The 20,796-nt window shown below is 40.2% G+C and carries 23 protein-coding genes; 19 read left to right on the forward strand and 4 right to left on the reverse strand.

The genetic code is table 11. The features are described 5' to 3' along the window. Positions 1-15: 15 nt before the first annotated feature. The 4 genes from MKY14_RS05030 to MKY14_RS05045 are packed head-to-tail and all read right to left on the reverse strand — an operon-like array spanning position 16 to position 3,160. Positions 16-906, reverse strand: a complete 891-nt coding sequence (locus tag MKY14_RS05030; protein ID WP_340975909.1) for a LysR family transcriptional regulator — start codon at positions 904-906, stop codon at positions 16-18. 22 nt (positions 907-928) lie between these two features. Next, a complete protein-coding gene (locus tag MKY14_RS05035) occupies positions 929-1,783 on the reverse strand; it encodes an SDR family oxidoreductase (protein WP_076280711.1) in 855 nt (284 codons plus the stop codon). Positions 1,784-1,817: 34 nt separating this feature from the next. After that, positions 1,818-2,294, reverse strand: coding sequence for a GNAT family N-acetyltransferase (locus tag MKY14_RS05040; protein ID WP_340012737.1), 477 nt, complete (start codon positions 2,292-2,294; stop codon positions 1,818-1,820). 29 nt (positions 2,295-2,323) lie between these two features. Continuing rightward, on the reverse strand, positions 2,324-3,160 hold the full coding sequence (locus MKY14_RS05045) for an AraC family transcriptional regulator (RefSeq protein WP_305953559.1): 837 nt from the start codon (positions 3,158-3,160) through the stop codon (positions 2,324-2,326). Positions 3,161-3,314: 154 nt separating this feature from the next. On the opposite strand from MKY14_RS05045, the gene MKY14_RS05050 reads away from it, so the two are divergent. From MKY14_RS05050 to MKY14_RS05140, 19 genes are all read left to right on the forward strand, one after another. Then, positions 3,315-4,478 carry a Gfo/Idh/MocA family protein gene (locus MKY14_RS05050; protein ID WP_076129340.1) on the forward strand — a complete coding sequence of 388 codons (1,164 nt, stop codon included), beginning with the start codon at positions 3,315-3,317 and terminating at the stop codon, positions 4,476-4,478. 25 nt (positions 4,479-4,503) lie between these two features. Beyond that, positions 4,504-5,265 (forward strand): sugar phosphate isomerase/epimerase family protein, encoded by a 762-nt coding sequence (locus tag MKY14_RS05055; protein WP_076306762.1) that lies wholly within the window; start codon positions 4,504-4,506, stop codon positions 5,263-5,265. Between the two features lie 32 nt (positions 5,266-5,297). Beyond that, on the forward strand, positions 5,298-6,386 hold the full coding sequence (locus tag MKY14_RS05060) for a Gfo/Idh/MocA family protein (protein ID WP_076278977.1): 1,089 nt from the start codon (positions 5,298-5,300) through the stop codon (positions 6,384-6,386). Positions 6,387-6,416: 30 nt separating this feature from the next. Next, positions 6,417-7,418 (forward strand): Gfo/Idh/MocA family protein, encoded by a 1,002-nt coding sequence (locus tag MKY14_RS05065; protein ID WP_340975911.1) that lies wholly within the window; start codon positions 6,417-6,419, stop codon positions 7,416-7,418. A 236-nt stretch (positions 7,419-7,654) separates the two neighbouring features. After that, positions 7,655-8,695, forward strand: a complete 1,041-nt coding sequence (locus tag MKY14_RS05070) for a hypothetical protein (protein ID WP_076194272.1) — start codon at positions 7,655-7,657, stop codon at positions 8,693-8,695. Between the two features lie 216 nt (positions 8,696-8,911). Beyond that, on the forward strand, positions 8,912-10,420 hold the full coding sequence (locus tag MKY14_RS05075) for a malate:quinone oxidoreductase (RefSeq protein ID WP_076129345.1): 1,509 nt from the start codon (positions 8,912-8,914) through the stop codon (positions 10,418-10,420). A 137-nt stretch (positions 10,421-10,557) separates the two neighbouring features. Further along, positions 10,558-10,974, forward strand: a complete 417-nt coding sequence (locus MKY14_RS05080; RefSeq protein WP_076129346.1) for a GntR family transcriptional regulator — start codon at positions 10,558-10,560, stop codon at positions 10,972-10,974. Continuing rightward, entirely contained in the window at positions 10,971-11,657 is a 687-nt protein-coding gene (locus MKY14_RS05085) for an ABC transporter ATP-binding protein (RefSeq protein WP_340975912.1), read from the forward strand. Before MKY14_RS05080 ends, MKY14_RS05085 begins: the two co-directional genes overlap by 4 nt. Beyond that, entirely contained in the window at positions 11,654-12,499 is an 846-nt protein-coding gene (locus MKY14_RS05090) for a hypothetical protein (protein WP_076308557.1), read from the forward strand. Before MKY14_RS05085 ends, MKY14_RS05090 begins: the two co-directional genes overlap by 4 nt. 24 nt (positions 12,500-12,523) lie before the next feature. Continuing rightward, the gene (locus MKY14_RS05095) at positions 12,524-13,738 is read left to right on the forward strand and encodes a hypothetical protein (protein WP_076280705.1); all 1,215 of its coding nucleotides are present in this window, start codon (positions 12,524-12,526) and stop codon (positions 13,736-13,738) included. A 208-nt stretch (positions 13,739-13,946) separates the two neighbouring features. Beyond that, on the forward strand, positions 13,947-14,429 hold the full coding sequence (locus MKY14_RS05100) for a DUF2975 domain-containing protein (protein ID WP_038570783.1): 483 nt from the start codon (positions 13,947-13,949) through the stop codon (positions 14,427-14,429). Positions 14,430-14,439: 10 nt separating this feature from the next. Further along, complete coding sequence (locus MKY14_RS05105) at positions 14,440-14,655, forward strand: helix-turn-helix domain-containing protein (RefSeq protein WP_076129351.1); 216 nt, start codon at positions 14,440-14,442, stop codon at positions 14,653-14,655. 2 nt (positions 14,656-14,657) lie between these two features. Further along, positions 14,658-15,434 carry a DUF817 domain-containing protein gene (locus MKY14_RS05110; RefSeq protein WP_076135041.1) on the forward strand — a complete coding sequence of 259 codons (777 nt, stop codon included), beginning with the start codon at positions 14,658-14,660 and terminating at the stop codon, positions 15,432-15,434. Positions 15,435-15,618: 184 nt separating this feature from the next. After that, entirely contained in the window at positions 15,619-16,275 is a 657-nt protein-coding gene (locus MKY14_RS05115; RefSeq protein WP_340975913.1) for a CatB-related O-acetyltransferase, read from the forward strand. Between the two features lie 150 nt (positions 16,276-16,425). After that, on the forward strand, positions 16,426-16,941 hold the full coding sequence (locus tag MKY14_RS05120) for a GNAT family N-acetyltransferase (RefSeq protein WP_340394238.1): 516 nt from the start codon (positions 16,426-16,428) through the stop codon (positions 16,939-16,941). Between the two features lie 30 nt (positions 16,942-16,971). Beyond that, positions 16,972-17,208, forward strand: a complete 237-nt coding sequence (locus tag MKY14_RS05125) for a DUF3977 family protein (protein ID WP_076194262.1) — start codon at positions 16,972-16,974, stop codon at positions 17,206-17,208. Positions 17,209-17,325: 117 nt separating this feature from the next. Further along, complete coding sequence (locus tag MKY14_RS05130) at positions 17,326-18,714, forward strand: serine hydrolase domain-containing protein (protein ID WP_340975914.1); 1,389 nt, start codon at positions 17,326-17,328, stop codon at positions 18,712-18,714. A gap of 1 nt (position 18,715) precedes the next feature. Beyond that, positions 18,716-19,405, forward strand: coding sequence for a hypothetical protein (locus MKY14_RS05135; RefSeq protein ID WP_340975915.1), 690 nt, complete (start codon positions 18,716-18,718; stop codon positions 19,403-19,405). A 76-nt stretch (positions 19,406-19,481) separates the two neighbouring features. Then, the gene (locus MKY14_RS05140; RefSeq protein WP_254847606.1) at positions 19,482-20,567 is read left to right on the forward strand and encodes a CHAP domain-containing protein; all 1,086 of its coding nucleotides are present in this window, start codon (positions 19,482-19,484) and stop codon (positions 20,565-20,567) included. The last annotated feature ends 229 nt before the right edge of the window (positions 20,568-20,796 follow it).

Raw genomic sequence — 20,796 nt, forward strand, 5'->3', positions numbered from 1 at the left:
GTGGAAGAAAAAAAGCTACTTGTCTTTTCTAAAGACAAGTAGCTTTTTTATAAAGACATCGGTAGCTAAGGAAGAAGAACATTCTTGATGTCGGATGATTGAGAATTGCCTTTCCAGATGACGTTGTCTGATTGGCAGCTCTTTGATCTCACCGCTTTCTAGTTCCTTCCGTACAATCCATCTGGAGAGCATGGCGATTCCGAGGCCAGAGGCTACAGCTTCTTTAACACCTTGAGAGCTGTTGAAGACATAGGATCTTTTAACAGATATATCTTCCTCCTGTAGGAAATGATCACTGAAAGCTCGTGTACCCGAGCCGTGTTCGCGAAGCACCCAAACCTGATCCTGCAACATACTCTGCTCCACAGAAATCGCTTTTGACAGAGGGTGGGTAGCAGGAGCGACCATAATCATCTCGTCTTTCATATAAGGAGTGACATTCAGATCATTCTCATGGACCTCACCTTCAATAAACCCTATGTCCAGTTCGTTGGATTTAACGCCTCCAATAATCTCCTCAGTATTACCTATCGTCACTTGCAGCTTGACCTGCGGATATTGATTGGCAAAATCAGCAAGTCTTGCCGGCAAAATATATTCACCTATAGTAAAACTAGCGCCGATATGTATACTCCCAGTGACTTCGTCCTGAAGCATATGGATTTCCTGACTTGCTTCATCGAAATGAGCCAATATTTGTTTGGCGTGTTTATAAAGAATACTGCCGGCTTCTGTTAATCTAACCTGTTTAGAAGAACGATGCAGGAGTTTAGCACCGAGCTCATTCTCAAGATTTCGGATATGCAGACTGACACCGGGTTGAGATAAATTCAGCGCTTCTCCTGCTTTGGAAAAATGACTCAGTTCAGCTACAGTAACGAATACGCGTAATGGATCTACAATCATTGTAATCCCTCATTAGATTAGTCTATACTCCCGAATAAGCCAAGAATCCACCGTCAACGGGGACGGTAACTCCGGTCACAAAGCTTGACATTGCTTCATCTGCTAACCAGAGTAGTGTGCCAAGCAGATCCTCCGGCTGTCCAAAGCGGCGCATTGGAGTATGAGAGATGATTTTTTGGGAACGGTCTGTAAGCTCGCCATCTTCACGAACCAACAGCTTCTCATTTTGTTTAGTAAGGAAAAAGCCAGGGGCAATGGCATTCACACGTATACCAGACTCAGCGAAATGAACGGAGAGCCACTGGGTGAGATTATTAATTCCTGCTTTGGCAGCGCTGTAGGCAGGTACTTTGGTCATTGGAGAAGGTGCACTCATGGATGAAATATTAATAACAGATGTGCCCGTTCTGCCGAGCATCTGCTTGGCAAAAACTTGGGTTGGGATCAATGTTCCAATCAGATTAAGGTCCATCACATTGCGAAATCCATCTACACTAAGGTCAAAAAAAGTAAATATGTCCGGGTTCTCCAGATCATCATTTTTGAAAATCTCTTGGGTCGTATTTGCTGAGGAATCATTTCCGCCAGCACCGTTAATTAATAGATCGCAAGGACCCCAGTGATTCTTAACAGCTTCTGCGGCTTTCATAACACTCTGTTGATCTGTAACATCACAGGAGAGTGAAATCGCTTGACCGCCTGCGGCTGTAATTTCAGCGGCAACCAAATCTCCCTTAGCTGCGGTGCGATTTAGAATCGCGACTTTAGCTCCTTGCCGACCTAACTCTAGCGCCATAACCCGGCATAATACACCGGCTCCTCCGGTAATCACAGCGATTTTTCCTTCTAATGCTGGATGCAAAGTTAATTCTATCATAACCATTGAACCTCCCTAAAAGTCCTGAGTGTGATTAAAGTTCCTTATCAAGTACATGCTGTGATTTTTTTTGCGAAAATCCTATATGATTATAGAACTGTACAGCATCTTCTCTGGTTTGATTGGTACGTACTCTAATTTTGCTAAACCCTGTTTGGATTGCCCATCGTTCACAGGTTTCTACAAGCTGTCTGCCAATTCCTTCTCCGCGGCAAGTCTGATCAACAACAAGACCTCCGATTTCAACAAATGAAGGAGATTCAAGTAAGATTCGAACGGTCGCATGTATCCATCCTACCAATTGTTGATCTGATTCAGCTACATATACAGTATGATCTTTGTGTGTTCCGATTTCTTGTAGTCTTTCTCCTAATTGTTCGATATTCAAAGGATATCCAAGCTGGCTTGAGAGTCTTGCTATCTCTTGAATGTCGCTTATAGATGCTGTTCTGATAAGAATATCGTTCACCACCTCAAAATTGTAGGTTAGAGCCTTTTTATTATAGTTCATCACATAGATTAAGACATTCCCTAATAAATTTACTTAGTGCTGTTACGATAGGCAGAAGGGGAGATTCCTATTGTCTTTTTGAAATATTTAGAGAAATGGGCTAATTCCATACTGACTTGCTCCGCGATATCTGAAATGCTGAAATTGCTATAAGAAAGCTGTCTTTTAGCATGCTCCATTCTTTTCAATTGTACATAATGCATGGGGGGAACCCCTATAAATTTCTTGAAGTAGGGGATGAAATAGTTCGGATGTAAGTGGACAATTTCTGCTAACTCTTCTATTTCTATGGGTTTATCCAGCCGCTCATCAATATATTGAAGCACATAGGCGAGCTTTCCTTGATCCCCCGTATGTATAAATTCTTGCATAAAGTCTGTTTTGATATTCTCGTTCGATTCAAGACAAGTAGCAATTAGATTGAGGACGTTGGCCTGAGTACGCAGAATGGACAATACATCATCTTTTTGAAACTGTTCGATCATTTCTGTGAAAATAACCCGTACGGAATCTGGGTTGGGCGCATCACAGATAAACAGTTTGTTTGCCGAATGGAATAAGGGCCACTCCCCAATATCAGCATCAAAATGGCAGAAATAGCGTGTATAGGGATCATTCATTGACGTCTCTGTAGTTTGAGTGCTTCCTGCGGGCATGATCATTAGCTGACCTGCTCTCGGATAATAAGTAACACCGTTAATGATAACTTTTCCCTCACCGCGGTCAATAAAATACAGCCGATTAAAGGTTGGAGTTTCCAACGTACGATTCCACCCGCTATATCCGCTTCTAAGTTGGGCATGGGTCACTTTTACGGTAAGATTCTGGAGGAATCTGCCGGTAAGGTTACCTGGATTATTCATCATCTAGCTCCTCTATGACTTGATTATCCTTATTATAACGAATTAATTTAACTAAATCATCTTATTATTGTGCAAATAATGCTTAGTTTCGCTCATGTTCATGTCTATTAATTAAGTATATTCTCATAACATAACCTCAAATAGGGAAGTGATCTGATTGAATAAAGTACGGTATGGCATTATTGGAATTGGGAATATGGGGAGTGCACATGCACAAAGTCTGTTGAATCATATTAAAGATGCTGAGCTTGCAGCTGTATGTGATGTAAGGGAAGAACGTTTGAAATGGGCAGAAGAGCATTTACCGGAAAGTGTACAGAAATTTGCAACACCCCAAGAGTTATATGAGTCTCATCTCATAGATGCAGTATTAATCTGTACTCCACATTATGATCATCCAACTTTAGCTATCGAGGCTTTTCAATATGGCTATCATGTATTGGTTGAGAAACCGGCTGGGGTCTATACCAAAGCTGTTAAGCAGATGAACGAAGCTGCAGCAAAGTCTGATCGCAAATTCGGAATCATGTATAACCAGCGGACGAATCCTTTGTATCAAAAGCTTAGGGATCTCATTCAGTCTGGTGAACTAGGCGAAATCCGCCGCACAAATTGGATTATCACCAACTGGTACAGATCACAAAGTTACTATAACTCCGGTGGTTGGCGGGCTACATGGGCAGGCGAAGGTGGTGGGGTGTTGCTGAATCAAGATCCTCATCAACTAGATTTATGGCAGTGGACGACAGGTATGATGCCTAAGCGGATCAGAGCGTTTTGTCATTTTGGTAAATACCGCAATATTGAGGTTGAAGACGATGTAACCGCTTATGTGGAATATGAAAATGGTGCGACAGGGCTTTTTATCACCACAACAGGTGAAGCACCGGGAACTAACCGTTTCGAAATTACTGGTGATCATGGAAAAATCGTAGTGGAAGACGGGAAATTAACCTTTTGGCGTCTACGCACGCCGGAGCCGCAATTCAATGCAGAGTTTACGGGAGGATTCGGCAGTCCAGAATGTTGGAAATGTGAGATTCCTGTAGAAGAGGGTGGCGGGGAACAGCATAAAGGAATTTTGCGGAACTTTACGAATGCCATTCTACACGATGAGAAATTGTTAGCTCCGGGTGAGGAAGGCATTCACGGTCTAACGCTATCTAATGGGATGTATTTATCGGCTTGGACCGACGATTGGGTGGAGTTACCGATTGATGAAGATTTATTTTATGAGAAGCTCATGGAAAAGGTGGAGAATTCTAACTTCAACAAAGAAACCACAGCCGCCCAAACCTTTGATGTTAAGGGAACTCATTAAATTTTAATCAGAGAGGAAAGATCCTATGAATCGTTCAACCATTGCTGCTCAAATGTACACATTACGTGATTTTACTAAAACTGCGGAGGATTTAAGATCCACTTTTCAAAAGGTCTCTGCTATGGGTTATGAAGCTATTCAGATTTCAGGCATCGGGCCAATCGATCCGAAGCTCGTAAAAGAGTATGCAGATGAAGCAGGACTGGCAATATGTGCAACCCATGTGTCTTGGGATCGGCTAGTGAACGATTTAGATGCTTTAGCCGCTGAACATAAGCTGTGGAACTGCAAAAATATTGGACTAGGAAGTTTACCGGAAAAATTCCGTACGGGGCAAGAAGGTTACCGTGAATTCGCCAAGCTGATGTCGGGCATTGCAGTTACACTAAAAGAACAACATGATCTGCAATTTGTTTATCATAATCACGATTTTGAATTTGAACGGTTTGATGGATTGACTGGCATGGGATTTCTGCTCACTGAGTCTGATCCTGCCGTTGGTTTTGAGCTGGATTTATATTGGGTTCAAGCGGGCGGAGGGAGTCCAGCCGAATGGATACGCAAAGTTGCAGGTCGAATGCAGGTAGTGCATTTAAAAGATATGGCGATTGTTAATAGAAAACAGATCTTTGCTGAAATCGGTGAAGGGAATATGGACTATAAAGAAATTATCAATGTCTGTCGCGAAACGGGTGTTGAATGGTTCGTAGTGGAGCAGGATGTTTGCCGCCGTGATCCTTTTGAAAGCTTGGAGATCAGTCTGCGGTATCTTCTTAATACCTTATAGAATGGAGTAATACTAATAGAAGGAGGGTTTCTATGAATCGAAAAAATGGGATGACCTATGCACCAACGTATGAATCCAAACCCGTAGTGAAGGCGGGGGAATTCATCATTGCCGCTATTGCCCTAGATCACGGTCATATTTACGGGATGTGTAACGGACTGGTTGAGGCAGGGGCAGAGCTGAAATGGGTATATGATCCGGACGAGGAAAAGGTCAGAAATTTTATTAGTAAATATCCCGGTGTCAAAGCTGCCGGATCAATGGAAGAAGTTCTGGAAGATCCCGAAGTACAATTAATTGCAGCGGCCGCAATTCCATCTGAACGAGGACCTTTAGGCAATAGAGTAATGGCTCATGGTAAGGACTATTTTACGGATAAAGCCCCCTTTACGACCCTGGAACAGCTTGAATCCGCTAGAGCAATGGCAGCTGCAACCAATAAGAAATATATGGTCTACTATAGTGAACGCCTTCACGTTGAAAGCGCTATCTATGCGGGGCAGCTGATTCAACAAGGCGCTATTGGCCGTGTCCTGCAAGTCATTGGATTAGGGCCACATCGTCTAAATGCTCCTAACCGGCCGGAATGGTTTTTCCAAAGGGAGAAATATGGTGGGATTCTATGTGACATAGGCAGTCATCAAATAGAACAATTTTTGTATTATGCAGATTGTCAGGATGCTTCGGTTATTCATAGTAAAGTGGCCAATTACAATCATCCGACTTATCCCGAATTAGAGGATTTTGGTGATGCTACTCTTGTAGGGGACAATGGGGCAACACAATATTTTCGCGTGGATTGGTTTACCCCTGATGGGCTGGGCACTTGGGGAGACGGGCGCACGATGATTATGGGGACTGAAGGATACATTGAACTGCGTAAATATACTGATATAAGTCGTTCAAATACACCGGATCATGTGTACTGGGTCAATGGGGAAGGGGAACATTATGAGCATGTAGCAGGAAAGGTTGGTTTTCCTTTCTTTGGTGAGCTAATCCTTGACTGTCTGAATCGGACAGAGCTGGCGATGACACAGACCCATGTGTTCAAAGCTGCCGAGCTATGTCTGAAGGCTCAAGAGCAAGCGATCAATCTAACCCCAGCAATACTCAGATAACGATGGAATGATGAACGGAGGGTAATATAGATGAAAGAACTTGGAGCAGCCATTATTGGATGCGGAGCCATTTTCCCTCTTCATGCAAAAACATTAACAGGCATCGATGGTGTGAGACTACTTGCGGTTGCAGATATTGATGCTGATAAAGCATTGCAGACGTCTAATGAATATGACTGCCAAGCCACTAATGATTATAGAGAAATTTTAAAGGATGACCGTATTCATGTTGTACATCTCTGTACGCCTCATTATTTACATGCAGAGATGGCTACGGAGTTGTTACAAGCAGGAAAACATGTCCTTACCGAAAAGCCTATGGCGGCAGATCTTCCTTCAGCCAGACGAATACTTGAAGCCGCACAGCAAAGCACAGGTCAGCTTGGTGTGGTGTTTCAGAACCGTTATAATGATGCCTCGATGTATATTAAGCAGGTGATTGACTCAGGAATATATGGGAAGCTGCTCTGTATGAAAGGAATCGTGACCTGGCACCGTAGCGAAAGTTATTATAGCGATAGTAACTGGAGAGGACGCTGGTCTACGGAAGGTGGAGGTCTGCTAATTAACCAAACCATTCATACACTGGATTTACTTCAGTGGTTTGGTGGAGAGGTGGCATCGGTGAAAGGGAGTATTACCACGGATGTGCTAAATGGGGTCATAGAGGTAGAAGATACCGCCCATGCCTGCATCGATTTCACTAGTAATGTCAGAGGGCTTTTTTATGGTACAAATACCTATCTGGAGAATTCTCCAGTGGAGCTGGAGCTAGTTTTTGAAAAGGGTACTATCAACCTCCGCAGAGATCATTTGTATCTTTGGAAGGATGGAAAGGAAACCTTGCTGTGCGAGCCTAGTTTCAGTGCCACGGAAGGTAAATCCTATTGGGGCACCGGGCATAAGAGACTGATTGAGGACTTCTATGAGCATGTAGCCAGGGGCCAAAAGTTTTGGTTGGATGGTGCTGAAGGGATAAAAGCGCTGGAGTTGGTGGCGGGGATTTATAGTTCATTGCAGAAGGCTGAATAAATAATAAATAAGCTGTATCAAAAGTAGAGTAATCTACGAATGATACAGCTTATTGTATTTTAATGTAAAACACTTGTACTCAATCCTCCTAAATCAACGAAACTCTAAATAACCTGTAACCTTCCTTGGTAGCTTGTCCATGGGGTTGATTTATGTAATTATGTTCTTGGGTAAGTAATTCGTAGATTTACAATAAATATACACTGATGATTAACGGCAAGTAGGAGGGATTAGGAATGAGTGTTACATGGAAAAGAAGGATTCTGATCAATGATCCTATTTCACTAGATCCAGTTCAGATTCAGCAAGACTTGTACAGCGGCAACCAAGTTATTGTCCAGTTCTCTGATCCATCGACCTATGGTTCGATTCTGGATGAAGTAAATGAGCTTTGCGCGCGTTTTGATGAAAATTTTGGAGTGCGTTTTTATGGCCACTATTCTGTATCCTTTGATTGTGAGACACTCCTGCAGATTCCAAATGTTAAAATGCTGCTGCTGAATTGTCTTCACCAGGCACATAACACGAACGTATTGGCTAAGCTGAATAACCTGTATAGTCTGAGCGTGGGGATATATGAGCTTGAAAATCCGGAAATTCTGAGTATAGATACGTTACGGTCTCTAAGTATTTTAAATATTAGCTCGGAGAAAAAGATGCTTAATCTGGAATACCTAAAAGAATTCTCCCGTTTAGAACAGTTGCATGTTATAGGTAAGGTTAAAAACCTTGATGCTATTGGAGATCTGGAGGATCTTACCTATCTCGCGCTGCACTCCATCAGCAACAAACCCTTACATTTTATTAATCGGCTAAAGAAATTGAAAGACCTACGTATTTTACTTGGAGGCAGAGAACATATTCAGGACATCGAAGAAAATGAAATCGAGAGCCTGGAAATTTGTAGAGTCCGTGGCTTTCATGACCTGAGTAATATTTCGGTTTTTCGTGCGTTAAAAAAGCTTGTGATTGAAGATCAAATCCAGCTACGTGAGATTAACTTTGATCAGCAGATGAAGGCACTGGAAGAGCTAACGATTATGAATTGCAAAACATTGGCTCATTTGACGGGAATGGAGCAATTACCTTTTCTGCACAAGCTTCGTATTTTCAAAACGGCGATCGATTTTGATTCATTTATAGAACAAGAGCTTCCAATCGGCTTAACCACATTAGAGTTTGCAACTTTTAAAAGAAAAGTAGATCAGGAAATTCAAAAAACAATAGTGGGGATGGGCTATCAAAACGGAATTGTCTACAATGAGAACAGGGCATGATGCAGCCTTTTTTTGTTCCATAAATCTTGAGGACTTATTTCTATCTTTTTTACAAGCTTTTAAATATTTTATTTTTTTCATATAATAGTAGATATTAAATTTATAAATAATTGTAATACACCATGATAAGGTTATAATTGATACAGAAAAGGTGTGACGCCTAAGAAGGAGCGCCCACATCCTTTCTGCAAAATTCAGGGGATAAGGATGGTAATAATGGGCAAAAGTGCAACTGATACAGACGTCATTTTAATTGGTGCCGGAATCATGAGTGCGACTTTAGGAACACTTTTGAAGGAATTAGTACCGGAATGGAAAATTAAAGTATTTGAAAAGCTTGAAAAAGCAGGGGAAGAAAGCTCTAATGAATGGAATAATGCAGGAACCGGGCATGCGGCGCTCTGTGAGCTTAATTATACTGTTGAAAAGCCAGACGGATCTATAGATATTAGCAAAGCTATTCAGATTAATGAACAGTTTCAGCTTTCGATGCAGTTTTGGTCTTATCTTGTAAATCGCAAGCTGATACATACTCCCCAGGACTTTATTATGCCGTTACCTCATATGAGTTTGGTGCAAGGGGAGAAGGATATAGCTTTTTTAAAGAAAAGATTTGAAGCGCTCTCAAAAAATCCTTTATTCCAAGGGATGGAATTTTCCGCTGACTCTAAAAAACTGATGGAATGGATTCCGCTTATTATACAAAATCGTCCTGCGAACGAATCCATTGCGGCTACAAAAATTGACTCTGGAACGGATGTTAACTTTGGTGCTTTAACGCGTATCTTATTTGAGCATTTAAAGAGTAAAAACGTCGATCTCCACTACAAACATAGTGTCAATAGTATGAAGCGCAACAGTGCTGGCTTATGGGATCTAAAAATCAGAAATGCCAGCGGTAACATTGAACAACATACAGCGAAATTTGTGTTTATTGGTGGCGGGGGAGGAAGCCTGCACTTACTGCAGAAATCCGGTATTCCTGAAGGGAAACATATTGGTGGATTCCCAGTAAGCGGTATTTTTATGGTGTGTAATAATCCGGAAGTTATTGCGCAGCATCATGCCAAAGTATACGGCAAAGCTAAAGTTGGAGCCCCTCCAATGTCCGTACCGCACTTAGACACAAGATTTATCGACAATAAAAAATCACTGCTATTTGGACCATTTGCCGGCTTCTCACCTAAATTTTTAAAAACGGGCTCAATGTTTGATTTAATAACTTCTGTGAAACCGGATAACCTCATAACAATGCTGTCGGCAGGTGCTAAAAATATGTCATTAACAAAATACCTGATCGAACAAGTGCTGTTATCGAAAGAAAAACGTCTGGAAGAACTGAAAGAGTTTATCCCCAATGCCAAAATTGAAGATTGGGATCTTGTTGTAGCTGGTCAGCGTGTGCAAGTTATCAAAGATACAGAAGCTGGCAAAGGCACACTTCAATTTGGTACGGAGGTTATTAGTGCCGCTGATGGTTCGGTCGCCGCATTGTTAGGGGCTTCCCCTGGAGCTTCTACGGCTGTTCACGTGATGCTTGAAGTGCTTAACAAATGTTTCCCTCAATATATAAAAGAATGGGAACCCAAAATTAAAGAAATGATTCCTTCTTATGGTTTGTCACTAATGGATAATCCCGTGCTTCTGCAGAAAATTCACACTACAACAGCAGATACACTGGGTTTAGGTGGAAAAGAACATGTTTTTAATCAAAAGGTGTTTTAGTAATAAAGGAGCTGCCGAGAGGCAGTTTTTTTTTGCTCAAATCTGAACTATTGACACAAAAGTGTATTACACGTATAGTACATAAATGAGATGTATGAACCACTTAGTACACACACTTAGTATATGGAGTTGGTTGTATGACAGAAGAACAGAAATCAGGCGTCAGCTTTAATATTCGTGAGCCGGTATATATTCAAGTTGTGCGTCATTTCAAGGAACAGATCGCCACAGGGCAAATCGGAGCGGGAGACAAAATTCCTTCACGGCGTGAACTGGCATCAGTAATGAAGATTAATGCGAACACGGCGCAGAAGGCATATAAGGAAATGGAGGAACAGGGTTTGATCGTAACAGAAGGGAATTCCCCGAGCCGAATTACACAGGATCAGCAAATCCTAAACTCGATTCGAGCTGAATTAATCGAAAGTGCAGTGGATATATTCATCAGCTCCATTCAGAATATTCAAATTCCAGTTGAAGAACTGGTAGAGATCATAAAGACAAAATATACATCCGAGCGCAAGTTATCTCCAGAGGGTGGTGACACAAGATGATCCAAGTGAATCAGATGGTGAAGAATTATGGATTCAAGAAGGTACTAAATGGCGTTAGCTTCACTGCTGCCAAGGGAGAGATTACCTGCCTGATCGGAATCAATGGTGCCGGGAAGTCAACAGTGCTGAAGTCCATCATGGGACTGACACCATTCAAAGGGGAAGTCTTAATCGATAATGTATCACTAACACCTGCGATGTATGAGAAAATGACTTTCATACCAGATTCGTTAACGATGCCCTCTAATATGCGAATTGCTGATTGCTTGAGCTTTATGGCTGACTTTTATCGGAATTGGAACGCTGAACGTGCAAAGGAAATGCTTAAGTTCTTCCGACTGAGCTCTTCAGATCGCGTATCCTCATTGTCGAAAGGGATGGCTGCGAAGGTGAATTTGTTGCTGGGACTTGCCTTGGATTGTGATTACATTCTAATGGACGAGCCGTTCTCGGGAATTGATATGTTCAGCCGCGAGCAAATTACTGATGTGTTCACGAGTGAATTGATCGAGGATCGTGGTGTGATTATTACAACTCATGAAATTAACGATATTGAGCATTTAATTGATAAAGCGGTCTTGCTACAGCACGGGAAGGTAGAACGTGAATTCTACTGTGAAGAAGTTCGCGAGCAGGAAGGTAAGTCCATTACGGACGTAATGAGAGAGGTGTACATGAAATGAGAGCTTTTGTGAAGCTATTGAATTTTGAAATGAACCGATTTGCCAAAATATATATTGGACTCATGGTGCTGACAGTTGCCTTGCAGCTTGCAGCAGTCACCATCGGTGCTAATCATTGGCTGGATTCTGCGAATGAGGCAATGAGAGTGAATCAGTGGACGCTTGAGCAATATCACAATGTGACTGGATATATTCAGCTAAACAGTATGCTGTATGCTCGCTATAATGGACTTCTATATTTCGGACCCATATTTTTGAGCATAACAGTGTTGCTAATATATAGCTGCTTCATCTGGTACCGTGACTGGAGAGGTAAAAATACGATAGTATATCGCCTGCTCACCTTGCCATCCAATCGGTCGAATTTGTATTTTGCCAAGCTGGTTACGATCTTGCTATTCGCATTTGGACTTGTTGCCCTGCAAATTGTGCTTGTGCCACTGGAGCGTTTGATAGCACAGTCGATTCTTCCTGCTGAACTATATCGGAACATCTCGGTATTTGATTATTTGAAGTATCCTACTGTGCTTAAAGTTCTGGTTCCGCCCTACTTTTCTGAGTTTGTTCTATATTATGGACTGGGCATTACGGGCTTGATCGTCTTGTTCACAGCGATTCTAATGGAGCGGAGCTACAGACTGAAAGGGATCGGCTTTATCATATTATACTTAGCGGTTCTGGCTGGATTAGCCTCAATACCCTATCTTATGGGTTATAGCAGATATGATAGCTACTTCTATCCCGGAGAGATCATGGGTGTTTGTCTCGGATTAATAGTGATTATTGCTGGAGGTTCGCTTTGGTACAGTTTATATCTATTGCGTAAGAAAATATCGGTATAATTGAAGGGGTATGGAGGTTAAGGAATGAGAAAATATATGGTTACCGCCGTTCTTGTAGTGTTCTCGGTTGTTACAATCGGGACGTATTATGTACAGGCCTCACAAGAGACACTACCTAATTATAAGCTGACGATGGTTCAAGGGGATGCTTCCCTCGTTGAAGGTATAGCCTTATACGGAAATTATCTGACTAAGGATAGTGTTTTTGGCATCAAACGAGCTAATATCACTACAAATGGTACAGATTATCCAGATGAAAAGTTAACGATCAGCCAAAGCTTAAACCGAAGACCAGTGAACACACAATTGGATAAATGGAGGGATCAGCATCGTCAGTTCATGCGTGGGAAGAAGAACTTAGCTGGGTTCTATGAAAATCAGGATATGCTTGCTTACGTGAATTGGACCGTAGATAAGCAGCAATCAAATGATCCATCAGCGAAGAAAAATGCTAGACTCAGTATTTCTGTGCTTAATAAGCAAAAGGATAATACGCAGGAAATCAGATCCGATATCAATGTTGATCATGATATTTCAGATATCTATGTACAAAATGTACAGCTTGTTGATCAAGAGCTTGTTGCAATGGTGTTTTTGAATCACGGCGCCAAAGGTTATGTAACTGAACCGCAGATTATCCGTGTTAATCTAACAACAAAGGAGATTACGAATGAGCCGCTCGTATTACCAGGAGCTAAATCTGAAGCAGCAAATGGGGATAATCAATTCGTTAGGTTAGCCAATCAAAATCTGGATCACTCGGATCAATGGATTTTAACGGTTAGTAAAGATAATCATAAAAAGGCATATCAAGTAGATGTTGCAACAGGACAAATCTCGCCGCTCGCGTTCCAAGGGCATGAAATGTTATTGAATAATATTATGAATGCGTATGGACAGAAAATTTATTTCCTGCAAAAAGCTGTATCGGGTAAGGAGAATATAGGATTTACTGTTATTTCTTACGATCTCGTGAGTAAAGAATATGAGACTACTCTGAAGAATACAAATATAGATTTAAGTGAAAACATTACCTATGATTTTAAACAAGACTATCTCTATATTGTGGGTTATAAGAATATGGGTAATAAGTACTTCAAAGGTAATCGTCTGTATGTATTCAATTTGACAAGCGGTAACCTTGAATACGAAGGAAAAGCAGTATCAACAGAGGTTACAAATCAGGCTGAAGATGAAGCTAACATGGATTTGAATTTTATCGATCTCGGTCAGTATTAGGATTACTTGTAGAATAGAAAAATAGAGATAAAGAGATATGAAAAGGTGAAATAAGCCGAGCTAGTGACTTCAAAAGTCAATTAGCTCGGCTTTTTAGTCGAAAGTTATAAAACAACCAATAATAACTGTATATCGATTAAAATATATTGTAAAACGATAAATAATATGATAAATTCAATTCACAATAAATCTGTGAGGTGTGTTTATTATGGAAAGAGGATCAACACTTTTTTTAAGGGCAGCGGTTATTCTTATTGGTATCCCGGTGCTTGCTTTGTGCATATTTGTGGTGCCGGAAATAGCGAGTTTCGCAGCAGAACTGTATCCGGATTATAGTTTATTGAAATATCTCATTGCCATTGATTTGTATGCCTCGGCTATACCTTTTTACTTTGCACTGTATCAAGCTTTTAAACTGTTAGGCTATATTGACAAGAACAATGCTTTCTCGGAAATGTCTGTACAGGTTTTAAAGAAAATAAAATATTGTGCAATCATCATCAGTTGCTTGTATGTAGTTGGTATGCCACTCTTTTACCTCATGGCGGAGAAAGATGATGCCCCAGGGATTATAGTCATCGGCTTGATTATCATTTTTGCCTCCATGGTGATTGCCGTTTTTGCTGCAGTTCTACAAAAGCTTTTAAAAGAAGCTATTGATATAAAATCAGAAAATGACTTAACTGTCTGAGGTGAAAACAATGGCGATTATAATTAATATTGACGTGATGCTGGCTAAAAGAAAAATGAGTGTTACTGAGCTTTCGGAGAGAGTTGGAATAACAATGGCTAACCTTTCTATTTTGAAAAATGGAAAAGCAAAAGCGGTGCGATTATCAACGTTAGAGGCAATTTGTAAGGCATTGGAATGTCAGCCTGGAGATCTATTAGAATACAAAAATGATGAGGAAACATAAGAATGAAGTCAATAACACAATTACTGCATTTCGGATATCATCAGGCGATGAGTTGCATATTTCCTGTTGCGATTTTTGGGACTTTAGCTCTTTCTAACATAATAGAAATGCCTTTTCTTTACCGTTATGATGCTATTCTTCTAATACTGCTTACAGTGCAGTACCTCATGTACCGTACTGGATTAGAGACACTGGATGAAATAAAAGTAATCTGTGTGTTCCACGTTATTGGTTTATTGCTGGAAATCTATAAGGTAAAGATGGGTTCATGGGCATACCCTGAGCCAGGGTTTACGAAGGTGTTTGGTGTACCCCTATATAGTGGATTTATGTATGCAAGTGTCGCAAGCTTTATGTGCCAGATATGGCGAAGATTGAAAATGGATATGACCGGTTGGCCGGGGCTTGCTTCAGCGGGATTGTTGGGAGGAGCCATCTATTTAAATTTTTTCACACATCATTTCATTCCTGATTTTCGTTGGTGGCTGACAGCGCTTGTGGTTGTTGTCTTCTGGAAAACATGGATCATTTATAGGGTACGGACGGTTACCTATCGAATGCCCTTGACACTGGCCTTTTTTATTGTAGGATTTTTTATCTGGTTAGCTGAAAATATCGCTACATTTTTTAATGCATGGAAATATCCTGATCAATATCAAACGTGGCAACTGGTTAGTTTCAGTAAGATCAGTTCGTGGTTCCTTCTAGTGATCATTAGCGTCATTATAGTTGCCCAGCTTAAACATGTTAAGGCTAGCCGTAATCCGATAAATTCATAATTGAGCTGAGTTCGGACAATACGGTTGATTTGACGAATAAATCATTCGTTTGTTACAATGACGGCATCAATTAGGAAAAGGATGAGGACGATGGTTCGTCGTTTGAAAAGGTTTAAGAATGTCGCTACTGCATCAAGCTTCTAAGTATAAATGAATTACATTACTTAGAAGCGAGGGAAAGAAAATGAAACAACATCAGTTTAGCCACTGGTCTGAAACTAAGTATTTAAAGGATATTGTCACCAACCCAATGATAGAGGTAGGAGAGTACTCTTACTACTCTGGTTATTACGATAATCTTGATTTTGAAGATGGGTGTGTCAGATACCTTTGGGGTGATGAACAATCAAGAAAGTTGTTTAATCCCAGTGAAGATTATGGCTGGGATTTAGATAAATTGATTATAGGAAATTATGTTTGTATTGCTAGTGGTGTAATTATTCTCATGGGTGGGAATCACAATCATCATCCTGAATGGATTACCGTGTATCCTTTTGTAGACCAGATTGCAAACTCTTACGAATCCAAAGGGGATACAATCATTGCTAGTGATGCCTGGATTGGGATGAATGCAATGATTATGCCCGGTGTGAAAATAGGCGAAGGTGCTATTGTTGCGGCAGGATCAGTTGTTGTAAAGGATGTCCCACCGTATACGATAGTAGGCGGCAATCCTGCTAAAGTGATCAAGCAACGGTTTACAGATCAAGAAATCGAAAAGTTAAAGGAAATGCGCTGGTTCGATTGGAAACGTGAGAAAATTGAACAAGCCACGTCTATCTTTTCCAGTTCATCTATTGATCAATTATATGACTTTTACTTTAAAGAAATAAAAAAATAACAAAATCAGAACAGGCTGCCGGTATATTCGGCAGCCTGTTCTTTTATCTGACAGGTTCGTTTAACAATAATTGTTTTTTACCAGATTAATCCTAATTAGTATGTTAATATAGGAATGGACTCATTTAATAAGTTAGGAGGAAATTATATTATGGCCTTACCTTTACAAATCCGTCGAATGACACAAAACGATATTGATATTATACATATGGGGTTATCTGAGCATGACGTAAGCCAACCTCTTGATTATGTCCAACGTTGTTGGCAAGAAAATCAAAATGAAAAGCGAGTTACACTTTTAGCTTTTTGTGAAAATGAGTTTGTTGGATGGGGACATGTGGTATACAGGTCGGAATATCCTTATTTTGCAGAGAATAATATACCTGAAATTCAAAACTTTGACGTCATCCCGCCATTTAGGAAACGTGGGGTAGGAAGTGTATTAATTGAAGCTCTTGAAAAAGATGCTTTTACTATATCTAATACTATTGGTATTGGATTTGGATTATACGCTGACTATGGAACCGCACAACGGATGTATATAAAGCGTGGTTTTATCCCTGATGGGCGGGGAATCATGTACGATAATAAGCCTGTTGAGCCTGGGGCACATGTTTGTGTGGACGATGATCTCTGCCTTTATCTTATAAAAACTATTGAGCAATAAAAGCAGCTCATGTACGGGGGGAGATAGATTCTGAAGTATATCGAATTTGGTCTCGGCAATACATGGCTTATTAGAACTGAAACGGAGTTAGAGGATGGAACGGAATATGAAGAAAAAGGCATAGTGAAACCGGTAAAGTTCCGCTCATTATATTTAAGGATTTGGATTGGCAAAACTGTAATCATTCTAGACTTAAAACAAGGCTTGAAAATATGTAAGAAGAGTCGTAAATCGTTGAAGATTATTTTTGGTATAACAAGTCTTTAGGTTAAGTATGAGAAGGTTGCCGTCTAAATGAACAAATGGAGGAGACCTGACACGAGACTTAGCACTCCACCTGAGATTATTAGAAAACTCAAAAATATAACGACAAGCGAGGTTTAAATGGATAATCCAGAGAATTTGACCCAAGCGCTGTCTAAGTTTTATGAAGAACTTGAACGATCTGATTTACCGGTTAATACTTTTATGCTATTGCGTAAGGGAGAAGTTATTACCGAGTTTTATCGTCAACCGTACCGCAAAAACGTTCCCCAGGTTTTATTTTCTCTAAGTAAGAGCTTTACATCTATTGCAGCAGGCATAGCATGGGATAAGGGTTATTTTGAATTAACGGATAAAGTGGTTTCTTTTTTCCCGGATCAGCTTCCTAGCTCAATTTCACCTAATTTAGAGAAGATGACGATACATCATCTTCTTTCCATGAATACAGGACATAACAATAATATATATGGTGCGATAGCCAAGCAAAATGATTGGGTTCGTGCCTTTTTAGCTTTGGACGTAGAAGATGAACCGGGAAGTTATTACAATTACAATACACACGCCACTTATATGGTTTCGGCTATTATCGAAAAAACGACTGGAGAAAATCTTGTTGATTTTCTAATGCCAAGATTATTTGCCCCGTTGGACATAGAAAGACCGGAATGGGAGACTTGCCCGTTAGGAATTGTTGCTGGTGGAATGGGACTAAGCATACCAACAGATGGAATCGCGAAATTTGGCCAGATGCTCCTCAATCAAGGGGTTTACAATAGTCGTAGAATTGTTTCTGAAGATTATTTAAAGCTGGCGCTAAATGAACAAAGCGATAATCGTTGGGGACAAAATAAGCCCGACTGGTCAAACGGATATGGTTATCAGTTCTTTATGTGCAGGAATGGATGTAAGATGGGGAATGGAGCTTTTGGTCAATTGTGTTTCATTGATCCGAGTCAAGAGATTGTGATTGCTTCAACTTCAAGTTTTACCGAGATGAAGAAGTTACAGGATTTTTTAGATATCATATATGCAAATTTACTGAACCTTGATTGGCCAACGGTTGCATCTAACATTATTAAACCTCCTACCTTTACCTCCTTAGTAAACAGGATTGTTAAAGTAGATTATAGATCGTACAGTGGAATTTATATCTTTGAAGATAATAAGCATAAAATCAAAGAATTAACACTGAAGATTGAAGAAGAGCACCTTAGTTTTTCTTTACTTTACGACGATCATTTAGATGAATTTCCGTTCGATTTTTCAAGGCCTACCCATGTAAAAAGTTTATTTATTAAAGACTTATCCCTTAGTGAGCAGGAAGTTTGTACATCTGCAAGCTGGCAATATGATGATTCCAAATTAATCCTCACGGTATATTACATTGAAACCCCTTACGTAGTTGATTACACTTTGAGTTTTAGCGGTAAAAAAATTGAACTGCATATGCATAGGAATCTTTCCTTAGAGGATAGAGAAGACATAACTGTTATTGGTTGGGAGGGATGAAATGACCAAGGGTAAAGGTTGGATAGCTGTTTTATTTTTGCTGTTTTCTTTAGTTTTTGTGGGAATCACACATCAGGGGACTATGTTTGGGGATTACCTCTTCAGAACTATTGGAATTCCACCTTGGAGCGAACCTGCGACAAACCATGGTTTACATTATTCAGCAATATTCGGGATCATTTTGTTAATTTTCAGTGGGAATTTAACTATAATGCACTTTAAGCAGCGCTATAAAAAATATGTAGGCAGAACGGTTATTCTTTTTTTTATCATTTTTTATTATTTGTATCCATTTCTAACAGAACGATTGTATTATCTTGTGAATATGAACAATGATGGAATTGGAGTTGTGGATTTTCTGGAAAAAGATTCGCACTGTATGTACGGTACTCAAGAGGATATTGTGCAGGTCCAATGTAGAATCAGGCTAATCAACTATGGCGGGCAAAATGAAACCATTAAGATTCGTCCAATTTTTCGAGAGTATGTTAATCCTCAAGGGATCTGGTCATTCGCAGAGGTTCAGCCGCAAGAAATCACCTTGTTACCAAGATCTAATATTAGACATCACATTTATTTTGAGAGTAAGCCTGATGCTCGGATCGCTGAATTCGGGGCGGACGGTAATACCGATTATTTTGGTGTGGAGTTCGTCAAGGATGGACAGAAAAAGGTAGTCTTTAGGGAATGAATTGATAAAAATAAATATGTGAGTTATTTGCTTTAATATTATTACAGCTGAGTAGTAACGGAAGGGAAGGTTTCCAGTGACTCAACGCCTGATAACAAAAGTGAACCAGCGCCTCGATAGTGTGCGTGTGCTGGTTCAAGAAATGATCATGTCTATAGGTAGCGAACAACGGAAACAGGAAGCGTGTGTTCACCTGTACGGAGTGTCTAGTTTCGCTTCATTGCTTGCCATGAAAAGAGAACAAAATCAGGAATTGGCAGCCATTATAGGACTGCTTCATAATTATTATTTCTTCAAAACCGGAGTCAAGGAATTTCCAGGTCCCAACAGTGCAGATACCATAAGGCCTTTATTAAGAGACTTGAATATGTTTACCAAAGAAGAGCTGACTCAAATTCTAAAGGCGATCTTCCATCAAGGGGACAGAAATAAAGTTCAGGGTCCCTATGAAGAGATTCTAAAGGATGCTCAAGTTCTACAATTACACTTGCAGAATAGGAATTGTATCTTAATGCCTCAGGACAATACTAGACTTCGGAATGTACTTCGTGAAATGACGATTCCAGAGGATTTTTTGGAAGAGATAGATTACAGTAGCGGGGCTGAAGTTCTCCAGCCTACGGATAAACGAGGTAAGTTAGCTACTATTGCTGAAGCATTTGGAAAAGAAAACATTGTTGGAATACCAGGAAACGAACGATATCGAGAAATCTGTAAATATTGGCCTGACCAAGCGATTTATAAAGTATTACAAAACAATTGGTGCGCAGCATTTGTATATTACTGCTGTATGCAAGCTGGATTTCTGCTGCCGATTCGATATCCGAATGCTGATTTTCGATTAGCTGGCGTAGGGGCTTGGTTAGAGTGGGCGCAACTACCTGAGACCGCATTTTTTTATTTTGACGGGCAAGAGGGGTTTACTCCTCAACGTGGTGATATTGTGATTTATGAAAAATTGCTAACTAATGACCCTCACGATCATACAGGTATTGTTTTAGCATGCGATGACAAGGAGATCTTAGTTGCTGAAGGAAATAGGGATAATCAGAATTATTCCAGTGTTTTCTACAGAGATCGCTGGCATTGCGTATATGGCTATATCCGTATCGCTAATGACTATGAATTTGAGTTTAATGGTGAGTATACTCCAATTAGTTGAGGGGAGTTCATTCGGATGGTCACAGTTAAGAATATTAAGGCTGAGTATTTATTAATGACTAACCCTAATTTTGAATTATTTTCAGAACATGCTCTGGAAAAAATAATACGCTGCAACAGCAAAACATCTAAATAAAACTCCGGTTTTTATCGTTACTTTTGAAGGGAAAAATGAGCCAGCTTGGGACAAAGGTTCTTGAGCTTCTTCTCTTTTAAAAAGCGAACAAACT

Source organism: Paenibacillus sp. FSL R5-0887 (assembly GCF_038002305.1).
Taxonomy (GTDB): Bacteria; Bacillota; Bacilli; order Paenibacillales; family Paenibacillaceae; genus Paenibacillus_AQ; species Paenibacillus_AQ odorifer.